Source organism: Rossellomorea aquimaris (assembly GCF_020171925.1).
GTDB classification, from domain to species: Bacteria; Bacillota; Bacilli; order Bacillales; family Bacillaceae_B; genus Rossellomorea; species Rossellomorea aquimaris_F.
Genome location: NZ_JAIVAR010000003.1, coordinates 137,220 through 155,440, shown reverse-complemented (window position 1 = coordinate 155,440; position 18,221 = coordinate 137,220). Strand labels below are relative to the sequence as shown.

The window sequence follows — 18,221 nt, the reverse complement described above, 5'->3', positions numbered from 1 at the left end:
TGATTTTGAAGTAATGGTTATTTTGGTCTAGTAAATTAGTAATAATTCGCAAGCCTAAAGGGTATATGTTAGGAAATGAACGTCTAATCAGCGAGCGGAGAAGAGGGAGAAACCATGATACCGTTTCAGGAGTATACGATCAATCTAGGTTTGATGATTTCATTCATTTATCTGACTTCTTTATTCTACAAGAATTTCCTCATGAACACAGATCAGGAATTGAAGGAAGTTACCCTTGTCTTCATCGCATCCTTGACCGCTTGGGTATCAATGTATTTCGGGATCCATTTGAATGAATCGGTCATCTTTGATTTGCGTTTTGTCCCCTTGATCATCGCAACCTTATACGCGACGAGAAGAAGGTATATCATATGGGTCGGGATCGGCACCGGACTCATGCGGCTTACATTCGGCCTCACTTCAGCAGCGATGGTCGGGTTCATCAATATGATACTCTTGACCCTCTTAGCATTAATTATAGCCCATTTAGCAAGGGCGTGGCCATATCGAAGGAAAATGTGGACCGTGGTCTTGACGATCAATAGCTTGAACACCCTCATCATCGCTTTGTTAGGTGTAATCCCGTTAATGGAAGTACTACCTTTATTGATGTTTACAATCTTCCCGGTAAACATCCTGTTGAGTTTACTCCTTGTCTGGATTGTGAAGGATATGATCGATGAGCATGTGAATAAACTGGATTTGATGGACAAAGCAGGGAAAGATCCACTAACACAGCTTTTCAATCGAAGGGTTTTTTTGCGCTATTTTAAAAAATATAGTAGTCATCGAGATCGATTTCCTCTCTCACTTGTTTTTATTGATATTGACCACTTTAAAAAAGTGAATGATGAGCATGGTCATATCGTGGGGGATATGGTACTTCAGCATATCAGCAGGTTGATTGCCGGAAACTTAAGGAATGTTGATATCGTTTCCAGATATGGAGGGGAAGAATTTGTTGTACTTCTCCCACACTGCAGTGAAAAGGATGCAAGACACATCATGGAACGTCTTAGGAAGATTATAGAAGAAAATGGGTTTCAGAAGCATGACATTACCATCCCCATTACACTTTCCATTGGAATAGCCACTTCACCGGGGGTGGAACCCAAAAAACTGCTTGAAGCCGCTGATCAAGCCGTATATTTAGCAAAAGAAAACGGTAGGAATCGGGTGGAGTGCGCTGGAGCATAGACCTGAAGTGAAAAGGTGATTTATAGGATGTGGGGCATGCACAGATAGATTTTTCTTCATGGGAAAATCATTCCTGCCATGGTTTACAGAGCGTAATGGACATGGGGTATGCTGGTTTCGTTGCTCCTTTTTTGATTGAACTGGTGGAGAGAAGCACATTCTTCATTCTATTTCAGTTTAGGAAATGGAGAGAATAGGGAAAGATACACTTATGTAATGATCCGTGCTTCGAAAGAAAGGTAACGGACTGAACCTATTTTCAAGGAGGATATGCTAATGAGAGCAATTGTGATCGATCAATATGGGGGAAAGGAAGTCCTCTCCGAACGAGAAGTAGAGCAGCCTGAAGTAGGTGACAATCAAGTCCTATTATCCAATCACGCTACTTCCATCAATCCGATTGATTGGAAATTGCGTGAAGGTTATCTGAAGGACATGCTTCCATTCGAGTTCCCGATCATTCTGGGATGGGATGTTGCCGGTGTAGTTGCCAGGAAAGGAAAGAATGTAGAAGGATTCGAAATCGGAGATAGGGTATTCGCAAGGCCCGATACGACGAACCGTGGAACGTATGCAGAATATGTAGCCGTCGATGATCATCTGCTTGCCCATATGCCTGACGCAATGAGTTTTGAAGAGGCAGCGGCCATCCCTCTTGCAGGATTGACGGCGTGGCAGTGCCTCGTTGATTTTTCATCCATAAAGGAAGGGGATAAAGTCTTGATCCATGCAGGCTCCGGTGGTGTCGGGAACTTTGCGATTCAGATTGCCAAAAGCTTTGGTGCCCATGTCGCCACAACGGCAAGCGGAAAGAATGAGGAACTGGTGAAATCACTCGGTGCAGATCAGTTCATCAACTACAAAGAAGAAGATTTCAGCGAAGTTCTAAAGGATTTTGACATCGTACTTGATTCCATGGGTGGAGACATCCAATCCAAGAGTTATAAAGTGTTGAAAAAAGGCGGGAAGCTTGTTTCGATTGCACAGCCTCCGTCAGAAGAAGAGGCGAAGGAATACGGAGTGGAAGCAGGCTTCTTGTGGCTCGAACCAAACGGTCTGCAGTTGAAGAAGCTTGCCGATCTTTATGAAAAAGGTGAGCTAAAACCGATTATAGGGGAAACCTTCCCTCTTAATGAAAAAGGATTAAAAGATGCTCATGCTCTGAGTGAAACTCATCATGCAAAAGGGAAAATTGTCATTAAAGTGAAGGAAGACTAGAGGGACATATATTAAGCTTCGTGGTTCTTATTACGGACCCGGAGCTTTTTTTGTTGTGGAGAGGGAGATATCAGTATCGGATAAGGTGCCGACATGCCTCGTTTTCCCTCCTAAGCTGCACATTAGGGTACGATCGTTCCTCCAGTAATTGGAATAATTCCTTTTGTTTTGGCATAAACATTATTAGCTTTCAGGTATAAAGACTCATATTTATTGAGATGGGAGAGTGGTTCGTATGGTTTATAAGGTATTATTAACTATTCACATTCTTTCTGCCATTGTTGGAATTGGTTCCACATTCTTGTTCCCTTTAATTCTCGCAATCCCGAAAAAAGTGAAAGAGTTGCAGCTTGCATTACGTGTGTTGAATAAAGGGGCGGACTATCCTAAATTTGGAGCAATCCTATTACTATTGTCTGGTCTCGGAATGGGTGCACTGAACACGGAGCTGTTTCAAAAAGGTTGGTATATCACAGCCATCATCTTGTTGCTGACCGCCGTTCTGATCTATATCCTGCGTATATTACCCCGCCTCAAGACGGCAATCGATCATGTTGCCGATATAGAGGGGGAGGAGATTCCCCAAACCTACTATGACCTGAAAAATGGCATCAAACCATTTATGATTACTGCCTCTGCAATCGATGTCATCATCATCTTATTAATGATCTGGAAACCATTCTAAAACCCAAAATCCAAGGTCCGTCCCTCGGTACGTTAACGCGTTACCAAATCGAGGGACGGACCTTTTTTGAATTACCAGGGTGTGATATGGGATGGGAAGTGGAAAGGTTTGTGTGGAGGGATAAATATCTTGCTCGCCATCAGGTCCCGATGATAAAAGAATACGAGTTCTTCTGAGTTTTAAAGCGATAAGGTTGGTTTTCATTTGCGCCCCTTTTACTATTCGAATTATGGGTATATGAAGTTGTTCAGCATACTTTAAGCGAACATTGTACATATGGTTAAACGACGCGGTTAAGAATTTCAATACCAATTAGCTTTACATTCTTGTCTAGGCTGCCAAAGAAACTTAAATTATCTATGGCTAGTATGAACTTTTCTCCCTTATGAACCGTATTTAAAACAAGTGGTTCTTGAAACCAGGCTGACGATTCGAAATTTCCATCGTGGGTCCGTTTTATTACAAGGTCGGAATTGCTAAAGAATAATAGTTTGTTGATGGCTAACATAAACCATCCCTCCTCTTATCGTTAGTGTTTAGAACAATCGATTTTTAAATTCGGCGCGGCGATCGAGGATCTCCTCACTGATACGCTTAACTTCTGGATCTGTACGACTGAAGAATACCAATTTGATGATGGCTAACATGAACCATTCCCCCTTATATCGTTAGTGTTTAGAACAATCGATTTTTGAATTCGGCGCGGCGATCCAGGATCTCCTCACTGATACGCTTAACTTCTGGATCTGTACGACTGAAGAATAACAATTTGATGATGGCTAACATGAACCATTCCTCCTTTTATCGTTAGTGTTTAGAACAATCGGTTTTTGAACTCGGCGCGGCGATCCAGGATCTTATCTTGAATCCTTTTCACCTCACTGCTTTTTGAAACGAAAAAGCTGATCAGGATGGGAATCATGGGAATCCTCCTTTTTTTAATGTGTTTTATAAATGATATGCAGCCGCTTCAATAAAAGTGACACGTTTGTCGTTATTATAAACGACAAACGTGTCTTTTAGAACCTTTTTTGTTATTCCTAAAAAATGTTAAAGATTCTCACTAAGTATTGGGTGGATTTATCCTTAATTGCTTAAACCCCTAACGTTGTTTGAAGTGAATGGCATAGCTTATTAGGAGTGCTTTTTCTGGTGAGGTAGTTCAGGTGATACTGATAGAATTTTTTGAAAATGCCTTGAAAAGTGACACTTGTGTCGATATAATTGAAGTATGAAAACGACATTGTTGTCTATTTTGATGAAGGGGGCAATAACAATATGGCTGGCACATCATTAAGCAAGAATAAACATTTCATCACACTGATGACGGCGCAAGCGATCTCGAGTTTGGGAGACTGGTTGAGTATAGTGGCAATCATTACAATGGTCGGGTTAAAATGGGAAGCAACACCGATGCAGATGTCATTTATCATTCTCAGTTTGGCACTACCCATGGCTCTATTGGGCCCAATTTCAGGGACCATTGCAGACAGGATGGAACGAAAAACGCTAATGATTCTTTCTGATGTAATCAGAGGGGGGCTCATTCTTCTATTGGTCTTAGCCTCGAATGTATGGATGGTATACATTTGTTTGTTCCTCATCGGGATCTTTTCTTCCGTCTTTGTACCAGCGAAGAATGGGAAGCTAAAGGAAATTGTTGCGGATGAACAGATCAAGGGAGCGATGTCACTGACCTCCATGATCGATTCAAGTACGGAGGTCATCGGTCCACTCGTGAGCGGCATCCTTGTGACAACGGTAGGAGCTCATAATGTCTTTTATATCGATTCGGCCACCTTTTTTTTATCAGCCCTTTTGATTTTCTTTTTACCTAAGGCAGTGAATAGGATTGAAACCTCTGTCGAACATGAAAATAGCGAAGTAGGGTCTTCTTTTAAAAAAGAATTAAAGGTCGGGTTTCAGTTCCTTAAGAAAAGCACCTTTTTTATGTACGGATTGTTCTTACTGGGGATTAGCCTGCTGATCCTACAGTTATCGGATTCTCAGATTATCGTCCTGATCCGGCAATTGACGGACGCATCACCGGATTTATTCGGTTACACCGTGACGGGATCTGGTGTAGGAATGCTGGTAACAGGGTTTTATCTTGCGAAGAAAACGGATTATAATGCGTTTATCTATATGTGCATAGGAGTATTGGGGATCGGACTCGGGTTTGGTGGAATGGGGATCCTGACTTACTATGATGTGACTCTTTCAGTGGTATGGTTCCCTGCAATCGGGCTCTTTGCGGGTGGCACTGCAGCACTTGTGTTCATTCCCTTTCAGGCAGCAGTTCAGGAAAAAACGCCTGTGCACATGACCGGTCGGGTGTTTGGCGTCATCAACAGCACCACGACGACAGCCACGATCATCGGACCATTGGCCGGGGGAGCACTTGCCACCCTGATTGGGATCATCCCTTCCTTTATCGTCACAGGTTCGTTGTTGATCGTGCTTTTCATTGTATCAATCGTCATCCGAAAAAGAGTAGCAGAGGAGGAAAACAACCATGTCACCGAAAGTCAGTCAGGAACACAAGGAGCAGCGACGTAAGCAATTATTGCAGGCAGCAGAGGAAGTCTTCATTGAACATGGATATGAAAATACCACGATGAAACACGTGATGGATAAAGCAGGGGTCAGCAGGGGAGGATTGTACCAGTATTTCGATAATAAGGAAGATCTCTTTGAAGCGTTGATCGGGGAACAGCAGAGGGAAATCATCGATGAGTCCCTGCAAGCGATGATCGAGGAGCAAGGTTCCTGTTGGGATGCATTGTTGATGACCTTTTTGGGAGAAGAAAAAACAGCCAGCGATACAATGGACCCGTTAGCCCCTTCTAAGCTAGAATATTTCATTACAGGAAGGAACGAAAAAAGAAGGCGGGAACATGCGAAAGAAAGGTATTTTCATGGTTTTAGGGTCACTGCGAAAATCATTGAAAAAGGGGTGGAGGCAGGAGAATTCCAGCCCCGTTTCGATCCCGAGGTCATTGCAAGGTTCATCATTTCTTACGTTGACGGCCTAGCGGTGGATCATGCCATCCTTGATTCAGAAAGCATCAAATTGAAGGAACAAACACAATTATTGATCGAATACCTCAAGTGGGGCTTGAATGTGAAAGAATAGATGCCAAAAAGGCCCCCACCATTAAGGACCGTCCCTCACCACGCTGACGCTTCACTGTGGTGAGGGACGGTCCTTTAGTGAGTTAAAGCTTTTGGCACGATGGACAATAATAGAGCCTACGGGATGCGGCAACGGTTTTCTCTATTTCAGTACCGCACACAAAGCAAGAAGCCCCGGCCCGATTGAATACCCAGTGGCGGTATCGCGACCGTGTCACCCCTTCGGCCTTCAACTTTTCAACGAGCTGAAGGTCATTGGTAATGCCGCCAGTTTGATACGATTGTTCCATGAGGAAAATGATCGCATCGGCAGCGTCCTGCAATTGTCCTTCACTGCAGTCGACAGGTCGAAGGGAAGGATGGATATGGGCAACATAAAGGATTTCAGACCTGAGGTAGTTCCCGATGCCAGCGACAAAGCCTTGATCGAGCAGGAAATTTGTCCATTTTCGTCTGAAGAACTTCTTGCTTTTTATCCGTTCTAACAGTGTTTCAGCCGTCACCTTTTCACTTAATATGTCCGGCCCGACTTTCGAGATGAAAGGGTGGCCATCCACTTCTTCATCCCTTAGTACCTCAATATCGGAAGCACTATATAGCAGTGCCGATTTCTTCTCATTATGCAAAGCCAATCTTAGCTGGCGGTTCGTATTGGGATAATTGTATAAAGACCGGACGTACCATTTCCCATAAAGCTGATTGTGCGAATAGATGGTGTATCCATTGTCAAAGCGGATCAGCATGGCTTTCCCCTTAGTATCCACTTTCTTCACGACCGCCCCCAAGAGGATGTCTTCGTAGCCCTGAAGTTGAGGAAAGGCAAAATGGATATCCAACACTGGCTTATGTTGAAGGGCACGTTCAATCCGATCGGCTGCCCTTCTGATCTCTGGGCCTTCAGGCATCGATTTCCCCCTCCTTTTATCATTAGATGTTCCCCTTTTGAAAGAAATATAACCAACGGGCACCATATTGGAAGTCGATTGGTGAAACCATACTCGAAGGTACGTCCCTCGATGCGGTGACGCGTTAATGAAGGTTGGGACGTACCTTCAAGCTTGTATCGACGCGAAGGGCCGTATACATGGTACAATGGACAAATACTGCTTTAAGAAATTGTACTTCATACGGAGATGAATCTAAATCTATGAAAACATTACTAAATGATATTGGAACTTATGTATATACGTTTAACTGGGAACCGAACGAAGAGGCCCTTTCTGCTCTGGAGCGGAGGACCTTGTTCGGAATCGACACCAACGATGGTACCGTGGAAAGCACGACTAAAATCGATCCGAGCAGAAGCCCGTTCATCAAGGAAAGAATCGGCATCATCTGCGAGGGTGAGAGTATAGAAGAGTTAATCCAAGAAGTGAAGGGGTTGGAAGCGTTCGATGGCTTCAAGATCGTATTCGTCCAGAATCCGGATCTTGAAAAGGTGGGCTTTAAGAAACTCCGCAAGATCGAGAAAGAAGTGGGGCTACATTTAAAAGGCGAAGCGGACCTTGATAATCCTTCGATTTGGCTGGGTATCCTGAACACTGGTGATCGCTGGATACTAGGGGAGTATAGCAAAAATGAAGCCGTGTGGCTGCGGCATCAATGGAAACCGAATAGCTATTCCACTGCACTGGGGACGCGCGTTGCTAGAGCCGTCGTCAACATTGCAGCTCCTGAAACAGAAGGTGTGAAGCTGATCGACCCCTGCTGTGGAATCGGGACGGTGCTCGTTGAGGCACGATCGATGGGGATCGATATCATCGGGAGCGACCGTAATCCCCTTATCCTGTCTGGTGTAAGAGAGAACCTTGCATATTTCGGCCTTGATGCTGAAGTATCCTTGAAGGATATCCGCGAGGTTACGGGTCAGTATGATGCAGCCATCATCGACCTTCCCTACAATTTATGTTCGGTGATTACAGTGGAGGAACAGCTTGAGATGCTTCAGAGTGCAAGGCGGTTCGCCTCCAAGGTCGTCATTGTATCGGTCGAGGATGTGGATGATGTCATCGGGAAAGCTGGATTCGAGATTACAGATCGGTGCGAGGTATCGAAGGGCCGGTTTGTTCGTCAAGTCATCGTCTGCGAGTGACGCTTAATGATGATTTTCGTTTAACGCAAGGTGAAGAAATGGGTGTACGACTATTTAGCAGTCTCTATCCTTACTATAGGAAAGCCTCTTTCACGGGGGAGGATGCGCTTCACTAATTTACAGTGAAGCATCTTTTTTTTAGGCCATTTTTCCCTGCTACTTTCTCATAAAAAAGACTGATGCAACATAAAGTTTACAACAGGAGGTGGTAGCAACATGAAATGGACAAAAATCTTATTGGGTGTGGCTTTATCAATTTCTTTTTTTATGCCTTGGTTTGATGCTGTGGTGGACACTGTTTCGGGTGCGAGATTCCCTACTCTCATAGGGGAACTTGGGGGAATCGGAGGGAACTTAGCAGGCTTCGGGTTGTTAAAAGGACTGTATTTCCTTCCAGTACTGGGCGTGCTGACAGCGATATTGGCATTCAGGAACCAAGGGTTTTACAGTCGGATTGCAGCTTTTGTATCTGGTTCCGCAAGTCTGCTTTATATGGTTGTCTTACTGACTTTCAGTACAGGGGATATGGTGGATGCCATGATGTACGGAGTCTTATATACATTCATTGCAGGACTGTCGTTGCTGCTTGTGAGTGCCATGGAGGGATCTTCAACAGAAGCAGGAGTAAAACAAATTCAGCAAAGCGCTTAGAGGACTCTTTAATTAGGGTCTTTTTTTTGTGGTACGAAGAAAGCAATATAAATTAGTGATCATACCACCTTTATTTCTGATAAACTAATAATGTATTTTTTGGAAAAATAGTAGTCAGGAGAGATGATGGTGGCGTCAATATTTGAATTTGTAAAAGATTTTTCGGTGGAGTTGGCCGACCTAGCCGCACGTATTGAGGAGAAGATCTTTGAAGAACCTCAGGCTGCGCTGATGCAAGCCCGATTATATAATGAAGAGATTGTCAAATTAATCAGTGAAGCAGAAGAGCTTGAAACGCTTTACGGACTGAAGCACGCAGAGCGCATACATAGATTGTTCCGGGATAATGCAATTGATGAAGATCTTTATATGAAATTCGAGTGGATCCGGAAAAAAGGGAATAAAGCGGTCCATGAAGTAACGGATGCAAACGTAACGGACATGCTCCAGGCCCATCGCTTTTTATTTGATATAAGTGTTTGGTATATGCAGGTCTATGTGTCTCACACGTTCAAGTCACCACTCTATAAAGTTCCGGTCCCTATGCGTTCGAACACACTGAATGTTGCAGAGTTGGAGGAGTTCATCAAGCCATATGTTGATCGGAAATTGGACAACATGTGGGCTGATATTCAACGCCAGCTTGAAGGCGTTAAAGCAGAAAAGAAAGCAGATTCAACGATCCCTGTCACCAAAGCGAAAAGACCTCTGAAATTGCGGTTTATGAATGATGTACTTTTAATTCCACTGGAGATTGCAGATAAGCCAATGAACGAACTTCCAGTGACAGGGAGCAACTACCTGCTCTCTGAATTGTCTAGGATTGGAATCGATTCTTTAAAGGAACTGCCGGATTCCCTCGACACCTTGCACATGAATCTGATCGGCATTGGTACTCATTCAATGGAAAAGTTCTGGGAGCAGCTCATTCAGATGACTGGCACGGAACTTATCACCGAGCAGGAACAGACTGGCCATACAATCCAAATAAATGATGACGTGTACAGTGCGTTTAACGATGCGGATTTTGTAGTAGTTAATAAAACGAAAAAGGCAGCGGAGTTCGAGCATAAGTTGAATAAACAAATCGTTTATCTACTTCCAAACAAACAGACGACTGTCGTTGTTCATCCCGAAACGGCTGCAAGTCATTTTGATCTTCCTGAAAAACCAAGTTACAGTACAGCACTGAGACGTTTTCCTAAGAGCGGGGATAACAGGAAAACCCCAATCAGCTATGGATATTCATTTAAGTTTGACGACACTGAAGGGTTGCGTCAATTTTTGATGAATTTCAGTATTCTTTCACAAATGACATAAAAAACAAATGGTTCCGCCTGATTCCGGGTACGCTAAAGCAAGACATACCGGATTCAGGCGTTTTTTTGTGTCCTTTCCTATAAAAATATGACACTTGTCATATCCAAGCCATGACACCTACTACTAAAAATATGTTTCTTATTCCTATATAGTTGTTCTTACAACCCAACGAAAAGGGGATCTGAATAAATGACAAACCTTAAAACATTGAAAAAACAAGTAGCACCCTATGAAAAAGGGACAACAAAAGAAAGTATATGGCAGCTGATTAACACGGTGATACCGTTTATGATCTTGTGGGTTCTTGCCTATCAAGCTCTTTCCGTTTCATATTGGTTAGCGCTGCTGCCAATGATGGTTGCGGCTGGATTCTTGACAAGGATCTTCATCATCTTCCATGATTGCACGCACTATAACTTCTTCAAGAGCCGACGCACAAACCGAATTGTGGGGACTGCACTGGGTGTCATCACCGTGTTCCCGTTCGACCAATGGGGCCATGACCATACCGTTCACCATGCAACAAGCGGTAACTTAGACAAACGCGGTACCGGGGATATCTGGACGCTGACGGTGGATGAATATAAAGCTGCGCCTCTTAAATTGCGCCTCGCTTATCGTCTTTACCGTAATCCGATCGTCATGTTTGCATTGGGACCTATCTGGGTATTCCTTATAAAGAACAGATTTAATCGCAAAGGTGCAAGAAAGAAAGAACGTATGAATACGTATCTTGTGAATATTCTGATCGCTGCTGTCACGGTTATTCTCTGTGTGACAGTCGGATGGCAGCAGTTCCTGATCGTGCAGGGGTCCATCTTCATGATCTCAGGTGCAGCGGGCATTTGGCTGTTCTACGTTCAGCACACATTTGAAGACTCGTATTTTGAAGAAGACAAAGAGTGGGAATATGTATTAGCGGCAGTGGAAGGAAGCTCTTATTATAAGCTTCCGAAAGTGCTTCAATTCCTGACCGGGAATATCGGCTATCACCATATTCATCATTTAAGTCCGAGAGTGCCGAACTACAGACTTGAAGAGACTCACAACAGCATTCCAGAACTGCAGCACGTACCGACAATCACGCTCGCTACAAGTTTGACATCCCTCCGTTTCCGCCTGTGGGACGAAGATCGAAAGAACTTTGTAAGTTTTAAAGAGGTCAGGTCTTTACCGAAAACAAAGATCTCCACTGCAGCGAAGCCTGAATTATAAGATTAACATGACTCTCCTTCTCATAAGGGGGGTCATATTTGTAAAGCCGGGAATGAAGGAGAGACTTACATGATTCGAATTGTCATTGCAGAGGATCAAGCGTTGCTGTTGGGAGCGATTGCATCCCTTCTCGATTTAGAAGAGGATATGGACGTGGTGGGTCTTGCGAAGAATGGGGAAGAGGCTGTCAGGCTTGTGAATCTAGTGAAACCCGATGTTTGTATCATGGATATGGAAATGCCTAGGAAGACTGGTATTGAAGCAGCGGAAGAATTGAAGCACCTCCAATGCAAAGTGATCATCTTGACCACCTTCGCAAGGAACGGATACTATAAGCGTGTCATCGAAGCCGATATCAGCGGGTACCTGCTAAAGGACAGTCCAGGTGAAGAGCTTGCCGGTTCGATCCGCAGCATCATGAGCGGAAGCCGCATCTATACCCCTGAACTGATGGATCAAGAGGATATTCCGGAAGCGCCGCCTCCACTGACAGCAATGAAATCAGTCAAAACCTACTTCTCAACCCTGAAAGATAAAATCAAAATGCCAGCTGGATAAACAAAAGGCCCGTTCTGCACTGCTTTAACGCACTGCGGGACGGGCCTTTGTTCATGTCTTCCTCCTTGCAAGTCCTCTTTCAAATGCAGCAAGATGATTCACTGATGCATTGCGCAGGTTTGTAAACACGGATCTGGCATCAGACGGAAGATCATAGCTTAAAAATCTGTCATACATGGCGATATTTTCGATTTCTCCCTGAACTCCTTGGGCAAAAGCTGCTTTTACCGAAACCGGTGTTTGAACGAAAGTCTGTGAAACGTCCGGAGGCAAAGGGATTCCGTACATGTTAAATAGCTGTGCCAGTGCGGAAATATGTCTTAGCTCTGCTTCTCTAATTTGTTGAAAAGTACGGTTTGAACCGAATGTTCCAAGAATCGCATTGTATCTTGATTGAGCCAGATATTCATCTTGCATGGCGTAGGTGAGCATTTCCTGAAAGGTGAGGTCAGGTGCGTTCAGTGCTCCCTTTGCCCCGTAACTTTCTGCTCCTTGCCGAATCCAATAAGAATAGGGACGTTCGGAATGAGCTCCGAACCTATAAGGGAATCGATCCATAAACAAACATCCTCCTGCTATTTCTCATGTCACCTTATCGTATGTAAGTGGTAGTCTGTAAAGTTCCTACTATCATCCGATTCCATTCCGGAAAAAGAGACCCGAAGGATGTTGTATGCATAATAGGATAAGCATTATACTGTCATTTAGGAAAAGCCGTGAGCGATAAGCCTGCAAAACTCGGCAAGAACTGTCGGGTACAGCTATAAAATCCCTGCTATTCTATGAGTGTAAAGGAGGTCATTCACTTGGATTCACTTCAAAAAATGAATGAGGCTTTAAGCTATATCGAAGAGAGTTTGTCGGAAGAAATTGACTTGAAGGAAGTAGCGAGGCGTGCGGTTTGTTCCCAATACCACTTTCAACGGATGTTTTCTTACCTTGCCGGCATCAGCCTGTCGGAATACATCCGGAGAAGAAGATTGACTCTGGCCGCTCATGAATTGAGAAATCAGCATGTGAAAGTGATCGATGCAGCGGTTAAATTCGGATACCGGTCCCCTGACTCATTTACAAGAGCCTTCAGGGAATTTCATGGGTGCACGCCGACAGAAGCGAGGGGAAATGGCAGTGCCCTTAAAGCCTTTCCAAAAATGACCTTCCAATTAACCATAGATGGAGTGGAAGAAATGAATTATCGTATTGTAGAGAAGGAAGCCTTTTGCATTGCTGGCATAATGAAAAGGGTGCCGATCATATTCAACGGGGTCAACCCGGATATTGCTTCCATGTGGAGCAGCTTGACTGAAGGAATGATCAGTGAGATGAAGAGTCTTTCCAATATCGAACCTTCCGGGTTGATCAGTGCCTCGGTCAACTTCTCTGAAGGCAGGATGGAGGAAAAAGGGGAACTCGATCATTACATCGGGGCAGCCACCACAAAAGAATGCCCCGATCACTTTGAAAAGCTCGAGGTACCTGCATTGACGTGGGCGGTATTTGAAGCCGTCGGCCCATTCCCTGATACACTTCAAAACGTGTGGGGCCGCATCTACTCGGAATGGTTCCCGTCTTCGAATCATGAACAGGCAGAGGGCCCTGAGATCCTTTGGAATGAACATAAGGATATCAGTTCCCCGGATTTTAAAAGTGAGATCTGGATACCGATCCGGATAAAGTGACGGATGAAAAGAGAGCAGGATTTGACCCTGCTCTCTTTTTCTATGCATTCAACGGTTTCAATTCATAATAGTGGAGGATCTCGTTTACAATGTGGAGGTCGTATATCTTTTTGTTCAGGCAGAACTGGATGATCAAATCAAATGTCTCACTCTCCGACAGGGAATACCCTGCCGTGTTTAATAGATCTTCTGCGTCGTCTCTGTCGAGCTCTAGCGCGAGGGCAAGTGAGATCAGGGTGGGTTTCTTAGGGTGATAATCAGGGTTTGAGCGAATCTTAGAAAAATGCCTGCGGTCCAATCCCGCCTTCTTGTAAACCGCCGAATCGTTGACCCCTTTTTCATCGATGAATTGAAATAGTATTTGATTAAGAGTCGGCTTACGATTGATGGTGATAAAATCCTCTAATTCATTGGGAACAAGCTCTTCATTGTAGATGTTTTGAGGTGCTTCGAGGCATAAATCAATGGTGTTATGAAGATGAAGGGAAATGTATGCTTCGATTTCGCTTAACAATTCTTTTTGGAGCAAAGGAAAAGACCTCCTGTTAAAAATGATAAAAAAGCAATTCTATAAATTGAGAGATGGCCATCGACAGCCCACAGCACCTTGAGATGTATCGGGGCTGAACAAGACGCATGCAACTTTCTTAAATGTCGCTTTCCAGGCGACCAAATAATGGTTGAAGTTCTTTATGATTATATCATGAACCAATAAGGAGGAAGCTGAAGATGAACAAGAACTTGACTGAAATTATTTTCTTGCTGGACAGAAGTGGGTCCATGGGGGGACTGGAAGGCGACACGATCGGCGGATTCAATGCATTTATTGATAGGCAGTGTACAAAAGGTGATACAAGACTTACAGCCGTCCTGTTTGATGACCAGACAGAAATCCTGTGGAACGGAATCGATGCCAATCATGCAAGATTGACAGACGAAGAGTACTATGTGAGAGGATGTACGGCATTACTCGATGCAGTCGGAAGAACGATTGCGGAAACAGGAAGAAGGCTTTCCGGAACGGAAGAAACAAAGAAGCCTGGCAAGGTGATCTTTGTCATAACGACTGACGGAATGGAAAATGCCAGCATGGAGTATACCTATGAGAAAGTGAAAGGGATGATCCAACACCAGAAGGAGAAGTACAGCTGGGAATTCATCTTCATGGGTGCTAACATAGACGCAGCAGAAGAAGCGGAGTCCCTCGGTATCCATAAGGAGGATGCATTCTCATTTGAAGCATCAAGTGAAGGTGTCGTGAAGATGTATGACATGGTTTGCAATTCGGTGTCGGAGAAAAGGTTAGACTAAGTTTGGGAACAAGCTGGGATTCCAATGTCCATTAAGGAATTGATGATTTTTTTGGAATTCCCCTTTACCTTCACGCGGCGTCATGGTGTAACGTTAAATTGTCAGGAGGTGAGATCAATGGAATATACCGTGAATAAGCTCGCGGGTTTAGCGGGTGTGAGTACCAGAACCCTCCGGTATTACGATGAAATCGGGATCCTGAAGCCGGCCAGGATCAATTCATCAGGATACCGGATCTATGGGGAGAATGAAGTCGATAAGCTACAGCAAATTCTCTTTTACAAGGAACTTGGCGTAGAACTTCAACAAATAAAGGATATTCTTGAGGATCCCACATATGACGTATCAAGCGCATTGGCTGAACACCGCAATCAATTACTATCAAAGAGAAAGCAGCTTGATCTTCTGATAGCCAATGTCGATAAAACCATTGCCGTGAAGGAAGGGAGAACGAAGATGTCTGATAAAGAAAAGTTTGAAGGGTTCAAGAAAGAGATGATCGATGAAAATGAACGGAAATATGGAAAAGAAATAAGAAAGAAGTATGGCGAGGAGTCCGTCGACCAATCGAATGCAAAACTTCAAAATATGTCTCAGGTAGAATATGAGCAAGCAGATAGACTCGCCAAAGAGATCCATGAAACGCTTGCGGAAGCCATTAAATCCGGTAATCCATCAAGTGATGCCGCCCAGAAGGCAGCAGACCTCCACAAACAATGGATTAGCTTGTACTGGCCGCAATACAGCAAGGAAGCACACGCCGGACTTGCAGATATGTATGTAGCAGACGAACGCTTCAAAGCCTTCTATGATAAAGATCAAGATGGAGTGGCGGCATTTCTGAGAGACGCGATCTATATTTACACTGGAATGAAGTTATAGAGAAAGAAGGGGGCTGTGCAAGGACTCCTTGTATTGTCCCTTTACCTAAGATGCTATATTGAAGGAAACACACAAGCCGGAGGGGATGATCACTTTTGGAAGAGACCTTGCCGCAAATTTTGACCGAACTGAAAGGTTTGAAAAATGTCAGTCAAGTCTCGGAACCAGGTTTGGGAAAATGGAAGAAAGCCAAGAGGAATTCCAGAAAGGTCCTGTCGACAGCCTTGGCACCTTAACAGACAAAATAATGGATCATATTGATAACAGAACCGAAGCTTTAAACAAAAGTGTGTATAAATTCGAGGCAGATATCGAACGGTTAAGCAGACAGTAAAGAATGCACATAATCTCCTTACTGCCTGCTTCTTTTTTTGAAAAAACTCGGCTGCAGCAGGGACGTAAGCTGCCATCCACTATTCATTCAGTGAATGGCAGGGAACTTGATCTTCACCATGAACTTCTCGTCCTTATGGATGAAATCCAAATAGCCTCCATGTTTCTTCACGACATCATCAATCAATTTAGTCCCAAGACCTTCATGATGCCCCGCTTTGGTCGTATGACCATAGCTCTCATAAAGTTTATCGAGAATGTGAGCCGGAATCGCTGTTGTGTCATTCTCGCAAAACAACAGGTACAATCCACTTCTTTTATAGAATTGTAAAGTCATTGTTGCTTGGTTGCCTTTCTTCTGCTGGAATTCTTCACAGGCATCCAGACTGTTCGATAAGAGATTCCCAAGAAGAGTGACAAGATCTTTGTCTGAAAACGGGAGAGTGGAAAGAGGCATATCAAGATCATAGATTACATCGATTCCCAGCTTCCTCCCTTTTTTGTACATCGTATGAAGAATGCCGGCGACGCTGCCTCTCTCTCCTCTTATAGAAAGGTTCGTTTCTTCATATCCGTCCACCAGATCATCCAGATATGCTTTTGCTTCCTTCACCTGGGTATGTTCCAACATAAAATGAAGGGCGGAGATATGTTTGAGGAAATCATGCCGTTCACTGCGGACCGTCCTGAAGGTTTCGTTCAGCTGTTCTTGTTCTTCTTCAAATTGCTTGATGGACTGAGTCAGGCCTGAAATCTTTCTGGACCCTACTATTCTTACACATTCAATTCCTATAAAGATCGTGAAAAGGCCACCATAAATAGGTGCGGGTTCCGTTCCAAGATAGATAGCGAGGATCACACATTGCCAAATGAAAATACCATAGTTCCACCGAGCACCGAGTCCCAAGAGTGATATGTGGATGTTTCGATAAAGAATAAATGTGACGGACAAAGTAATGAGAGTACTAATCAAGTAGTGGTGCTCGACCTGAAATCCCTTAAAGAAAAAATGCAAATGAATAAAGCTGAATACCGCGATATACGCCCAATACCAAAAAATCTGATGTTTCAACGCTCTGCCACCTTTTAGAAGTAATGTTCCTGCAGGAAATCCACTTTATCTTTCGTGATCATTGCCTGTGCCTCCAGCCCTTCAAACCTGATGATGTACGAGTTCTTGGCATAGAGGGAGAAGTTCTTTACGTAGTGGATATTGATGATGAATGAGCGATGGGAGCGGATGAAATCCCGTTCCCGCAGCTCGCCTTCGAGTTCATTAAGTGTTAAGTATGTCTTGATTTCCTCATCTTTTGTATGTATGGTTGTCGACCTTCCAGACCGTTCGATAAAGACGATATCTTTTTTCTGTATAATGTGGATGTCGTTTTTCTGTTTAAGATATAGTCTTCCTTTCATTTCGGCTGATTTCGTTTTCTCTTTCAGCCGTTCTATTGAACTGATCAGCCGATCCTTCCCATAAGGCTTCATTATATAATCGTGAACATTCAGTTCGAATGCATGGACTGCGTATCCACTGTTGGCGGTCACGAAGATAACGGAAATATTCAAGGCGTGGGAATGAATGACATCAGCGAGTTCATATCCGGAAAGGTTTGGCATCTCAATATCTGCAATCAGAACATCTACTGTTTCCTTTTTGATTTGTTCATAGGCTTCTTCCGCCGAAGTCGTCGAAAATACGATTTCAACTCCTGGCATCCCTGCCACGATTCCATTTAATTTATCCAAATCAATCAGCCGGTCATCAACCAATCCAATTTTCATTTCATTCAGCCTTTCATATACATAAAGATAAAATCTTCCAAATTAGGATACGTTTATCTTACCACGTTTTCATCGGGATTTGACCTTTTCGCGACATGAAATGGAATATTCACGACAAAAGTGCAGATTCTTCCATGTAATGTTTGTAAGATAATAACAA

At 43.8% G+C, this 18,221-nt stretch carries 20 protein-coding genes; 14 read left to right on the top strand and 6 right to left on the bottom strand.

Annotated elements, in window-relative coordinates:
• Positions 1 to 114 precede the first annotated feature (114 nt).
• The 3 genes from LCM10_RS12120 to LCM10_RS12110 all read left to right on the top strand — a co-directional run bounded on the left by LCM10_RS12120 (position 115) and on the right by LCM10_RS12110 (position 3,100).
• Positions 115 to 1,197 (top strand): GGDEF domain-containing protein, encoded by a 1,083-nt coding sequence (locus tag LCM10_RS12120; protein ID WP_224876538.1) that lies wholly within the window; start codon positions 115 to 117, stop codon positions 1,195 to 1,197.
• Positions 1,198 to 1,473: 276 nt separating this feature from the next.
• Entirely contained in the window at positions 1,474 to 2,415 is a 942-nt protein-coding gene (locus LCM10_RS12115; RefSeq protein WP_224876537.1) for an NADP-dependent oxidoreductase, read from the top strand.
• Between the two features lie 235 nt (positions 2,416 to 2,650).
• A complete protein-coding gene (locus tag LCM10_RS12110; RefSeq protein WP_224876536.1) occupies positions 2,651 to 3,100 on the top strand; it encodes a DUF2269 family protein in 450 nt (149 codons plus the stop codon).
• A gap of 280 nt (positions 3,101 to 3,380) precedes the next feature.
• On the opposite strand, the gene LCM10_RS12105 is transcribed toward LCM10_RS12110, so the two are convergent.
• Complete coding sequence (locus tag LCM10_RS12105; RefSeq protein WP_224876535.1) at positions 3,381 to 3,608, bottom strand: hypothetical protein; 228 nt, start codon at positions 3,606 to 3,608, stop codon at positions 3,381 to 3,383.
• Between the two features lie 770 nt (positions 3,609 to 4,378).
• On the opposite strand from LCM10_RS12105, the gene LCM10_RS12100 reads away from it, so the two are divergent.
• Entirely contained in the window at positions 4,379 to 5,659 is a 1,281-nt protein-coding gene (locus LCM10_RS12100) for an MFS transporter (protein WP_224876534.1), read from the top strand.
• Positions 5,616 to 6,236, top strand: a complete 621-nt coding sequence (locus tag LCM10_RS12095) for a TetR/AcrR family transcriptional regulator (protein WP_224876533.1) — start codon at positions 5,616 to 5,618, stop codon at positions 6,234 to 6,236. Before LCM10_RS12100 ends, LCM10_RS12095 begins: the two co-directional genes overlap by 44 nt.
• Positions 6,237 to 6,318: 82 nt before the next feature.
• On the opposite strand, the gene nei is transcribed toward LCM10_RS12095, so the two are convergent.
• Complete coding sequence (gene nei / locus LCM10_RS12090) at positions 6,319 to 7,140, bottom strand: endonuclease VIII (RefSeq protein WP_224876532.1); 822 nt, start codon at positions 7,138 to 7,140, stop codon at positions 6,319 to 6,321.
• A 242-nt stretch (positions 7,141 to 7,382) separates the two neighbouring features.
• On the opposite strand from nei, the gene LCM10_RS12085 reads away from it, so the two are divergent.
• The 5 genes from LCM10_RS12085 to LCM10_RS12065 all read left to right on the top strand — a co-directional run bounded on the left by LCM10_RS12085 (position 7,383) and on the right by LCM10_RS12065 (position 12,071).
• The gene (locus tag LCM10_RS12085) at positions 7,383 to 8,327 is read left to right on the top strand and encodes a TRM11 family SAM-dependent methyltransferase (protein ID WP_224876531.1); all 945 of its coding nucleotides are present in this window, start codon (positions 7,383 to 7,385) and stop codon (positions 8,325 to 8,327) included.
• 216 nt (positions 8,328 to 8,543) lie between these two features.
• Positions 8,544 to 8,978 (top strand): hypothetical protein, encoded by a 435-nt coding sequence (locus LCM10_RS12080; protein ID WP_224876530.1) that lies wholly within the window; start codon positions 8,544 to 8,546, stop codon positions 8,976 to 8,978.
• Between the two features lie 129 nt (positions 8,979 to 9,107).
• Positions 9,108 to 10,298: a DUF4145 domain-containing protein gene (locus LCM10_RS12075; protein WP_224876529.1), complete on the top strand. Its 1,191-nt coding sequence runs from the start codon at positions 9,108 to 9,110 to the stop codon at positions 10,296 to 10,298.
• Between the two features lie 189 nt (positions 10,299 to 10,487).
• Complete coding sequence (locus LCM10_RS12070; protein ID WP_224876528.1) at positions 10,488 to 11,513, top strand: fatty acid desaturase; 1,026 nt, start codon at positions 10,488 to 10,490, stop codon at positions 11,511 to 11,513.
• A gap of 69 nt (positions 11,514 to 11,582) precedes the next feature.
• The gene (locus LCM10_RS12065; RefSeq protein ID WP_224876527.1) at positions 11,583 to 12,071 is read left to right on the top strand and encodes a response regulator transcription factor; all 489 of its coding nucleotides are present in this window, start codon (positions 11,583 to 11,585) and stop codon (positions 12,069 to 12,071) included.
• Positions 12,072 to 12,122: 51 nt separating this feature from the next.
• On the opposite strand, the gene LCM10_RS12060 is transcribed toward LCM10_RS12065, so the two are convergent.
• Positions 12,123 to 12,629, bottom strand: coding sequence for a DUF2202 domain-containing protein (locus LCM10_RS12060; RefSeq protein ID WP_318247495.1), 507 nt, complete (start codon positions 12,627 to 12,629; stop codon positions 12,123 to 12,125).
• Between the two features lie 248 nt (positions 12,630 to 12,877).
• On the opposite strand from LCM10_RS12060, the gene LCM10_RS12055 reads away from it, so the two are divergent.
• Complete coding sequence (locus LCM10_RS12055; RefSeq protein WP_224876526.1) at positions 12,878 to 13,750, top strand: AraC family transcriptional regulator; 873 nt, start codon at positions 12,878 to 12,880, stop codon at positions 13,748 to 13,750.
• 40 nt (positions 13,751 to 13,790) lie between these two features.
• On the opposite strand, the gene LCM10_RS12050 is transcribed toward LCM10_RS12055, so the two are convergent.
• Positions 13,791 to 14,279, bottom strand: coding sequence for a hypothetical protein (locus LCM10_RS12050; RefSeq protein ID WP_224876525.1), 489 nt, complete (start codon positions 14,277 to 14,279; stop codon positions 13,791 to 13,793).
• A 200-nt stretch (positions 14,280 to 14,479) separates the two neighbouring features.
• Here LCM10_RS12050 and LCM10_RS12045 point away from each other — a divergent pair, with 200 nt between their 5' ends.
• The 3 genes from LCM10_RS12045 (at position 14,480) to LCM10_RS12035 (ending at position 16,277) form a co-directional block, all read left to right on the top strand.
• Complete coding sequence (locus LCM10_RS12045; protein WP_224876524.1) at positions 14,480 to 15,061, top strand: vWA domain-containing protein; 582 nt, start codon at positions 14,480 to 14,482, stop codon at positions 15,059 to 15,061.
• Between the two features lie 117 nt (positions 15,062 to 15,178).
• Positions 15,179 to 15,943, top strand: coding sequence for a MerR family transcriptional regulator (locus LCM10_RS12040; protein ID WP_224876523.1), 765 nt, complete (start codon positions 15,179 to 15,181; stop codon positions 15,941 to 15,943).
• A 178-nt stretch (positions 15,944 to 16,121) separates the two neighbouring features.
• The gene (locus LCM10_RS12035; RefSeq protein ID WP_224876522.1) at positions 16,122 to 16,277 is read left to right on the top strand and encodes a hypothetical protein; all 156 of its coding nucleotides are present in this window, start codon (positions 16,122 to 16,124) and stop codon (positions 16,275 to 16,277) included.
• An 87-nt stretch (positions 16,278 to 16,364) separates the two neighbouring features.
• On the opposite strand, the gene LCM10_RS12030 is transcribed toward LCM10_RS12035, so the two are convergent.
• Positions 16,365 to 17,348 (bottom strand): sensor histidine kinase, encoded by a 984-nt coding sequence (locus LCM10_RS12030; RefSeq protein WP_224876521.1) that lies wholly within the window; start codon positions 17,346 to 17,348, stop codon positions 16,365 to 16,367.
• A gap of 14 nt (positions 17,349 to 17,362) precedes the next feature.
• Positions 17,363 to 18,061, bottom strand: coding sequence for a LytR/AlgR family response regulator transcription factor (locus LCM10_RS12025; protein WP_224876520.1), 699 nt, complete (start codon positions 18,059 to 18,061; stop codon positions 17,363 to 17,365).
• Positions 18,062 to 18,221 lie beyond the last annotated feature (160 nt).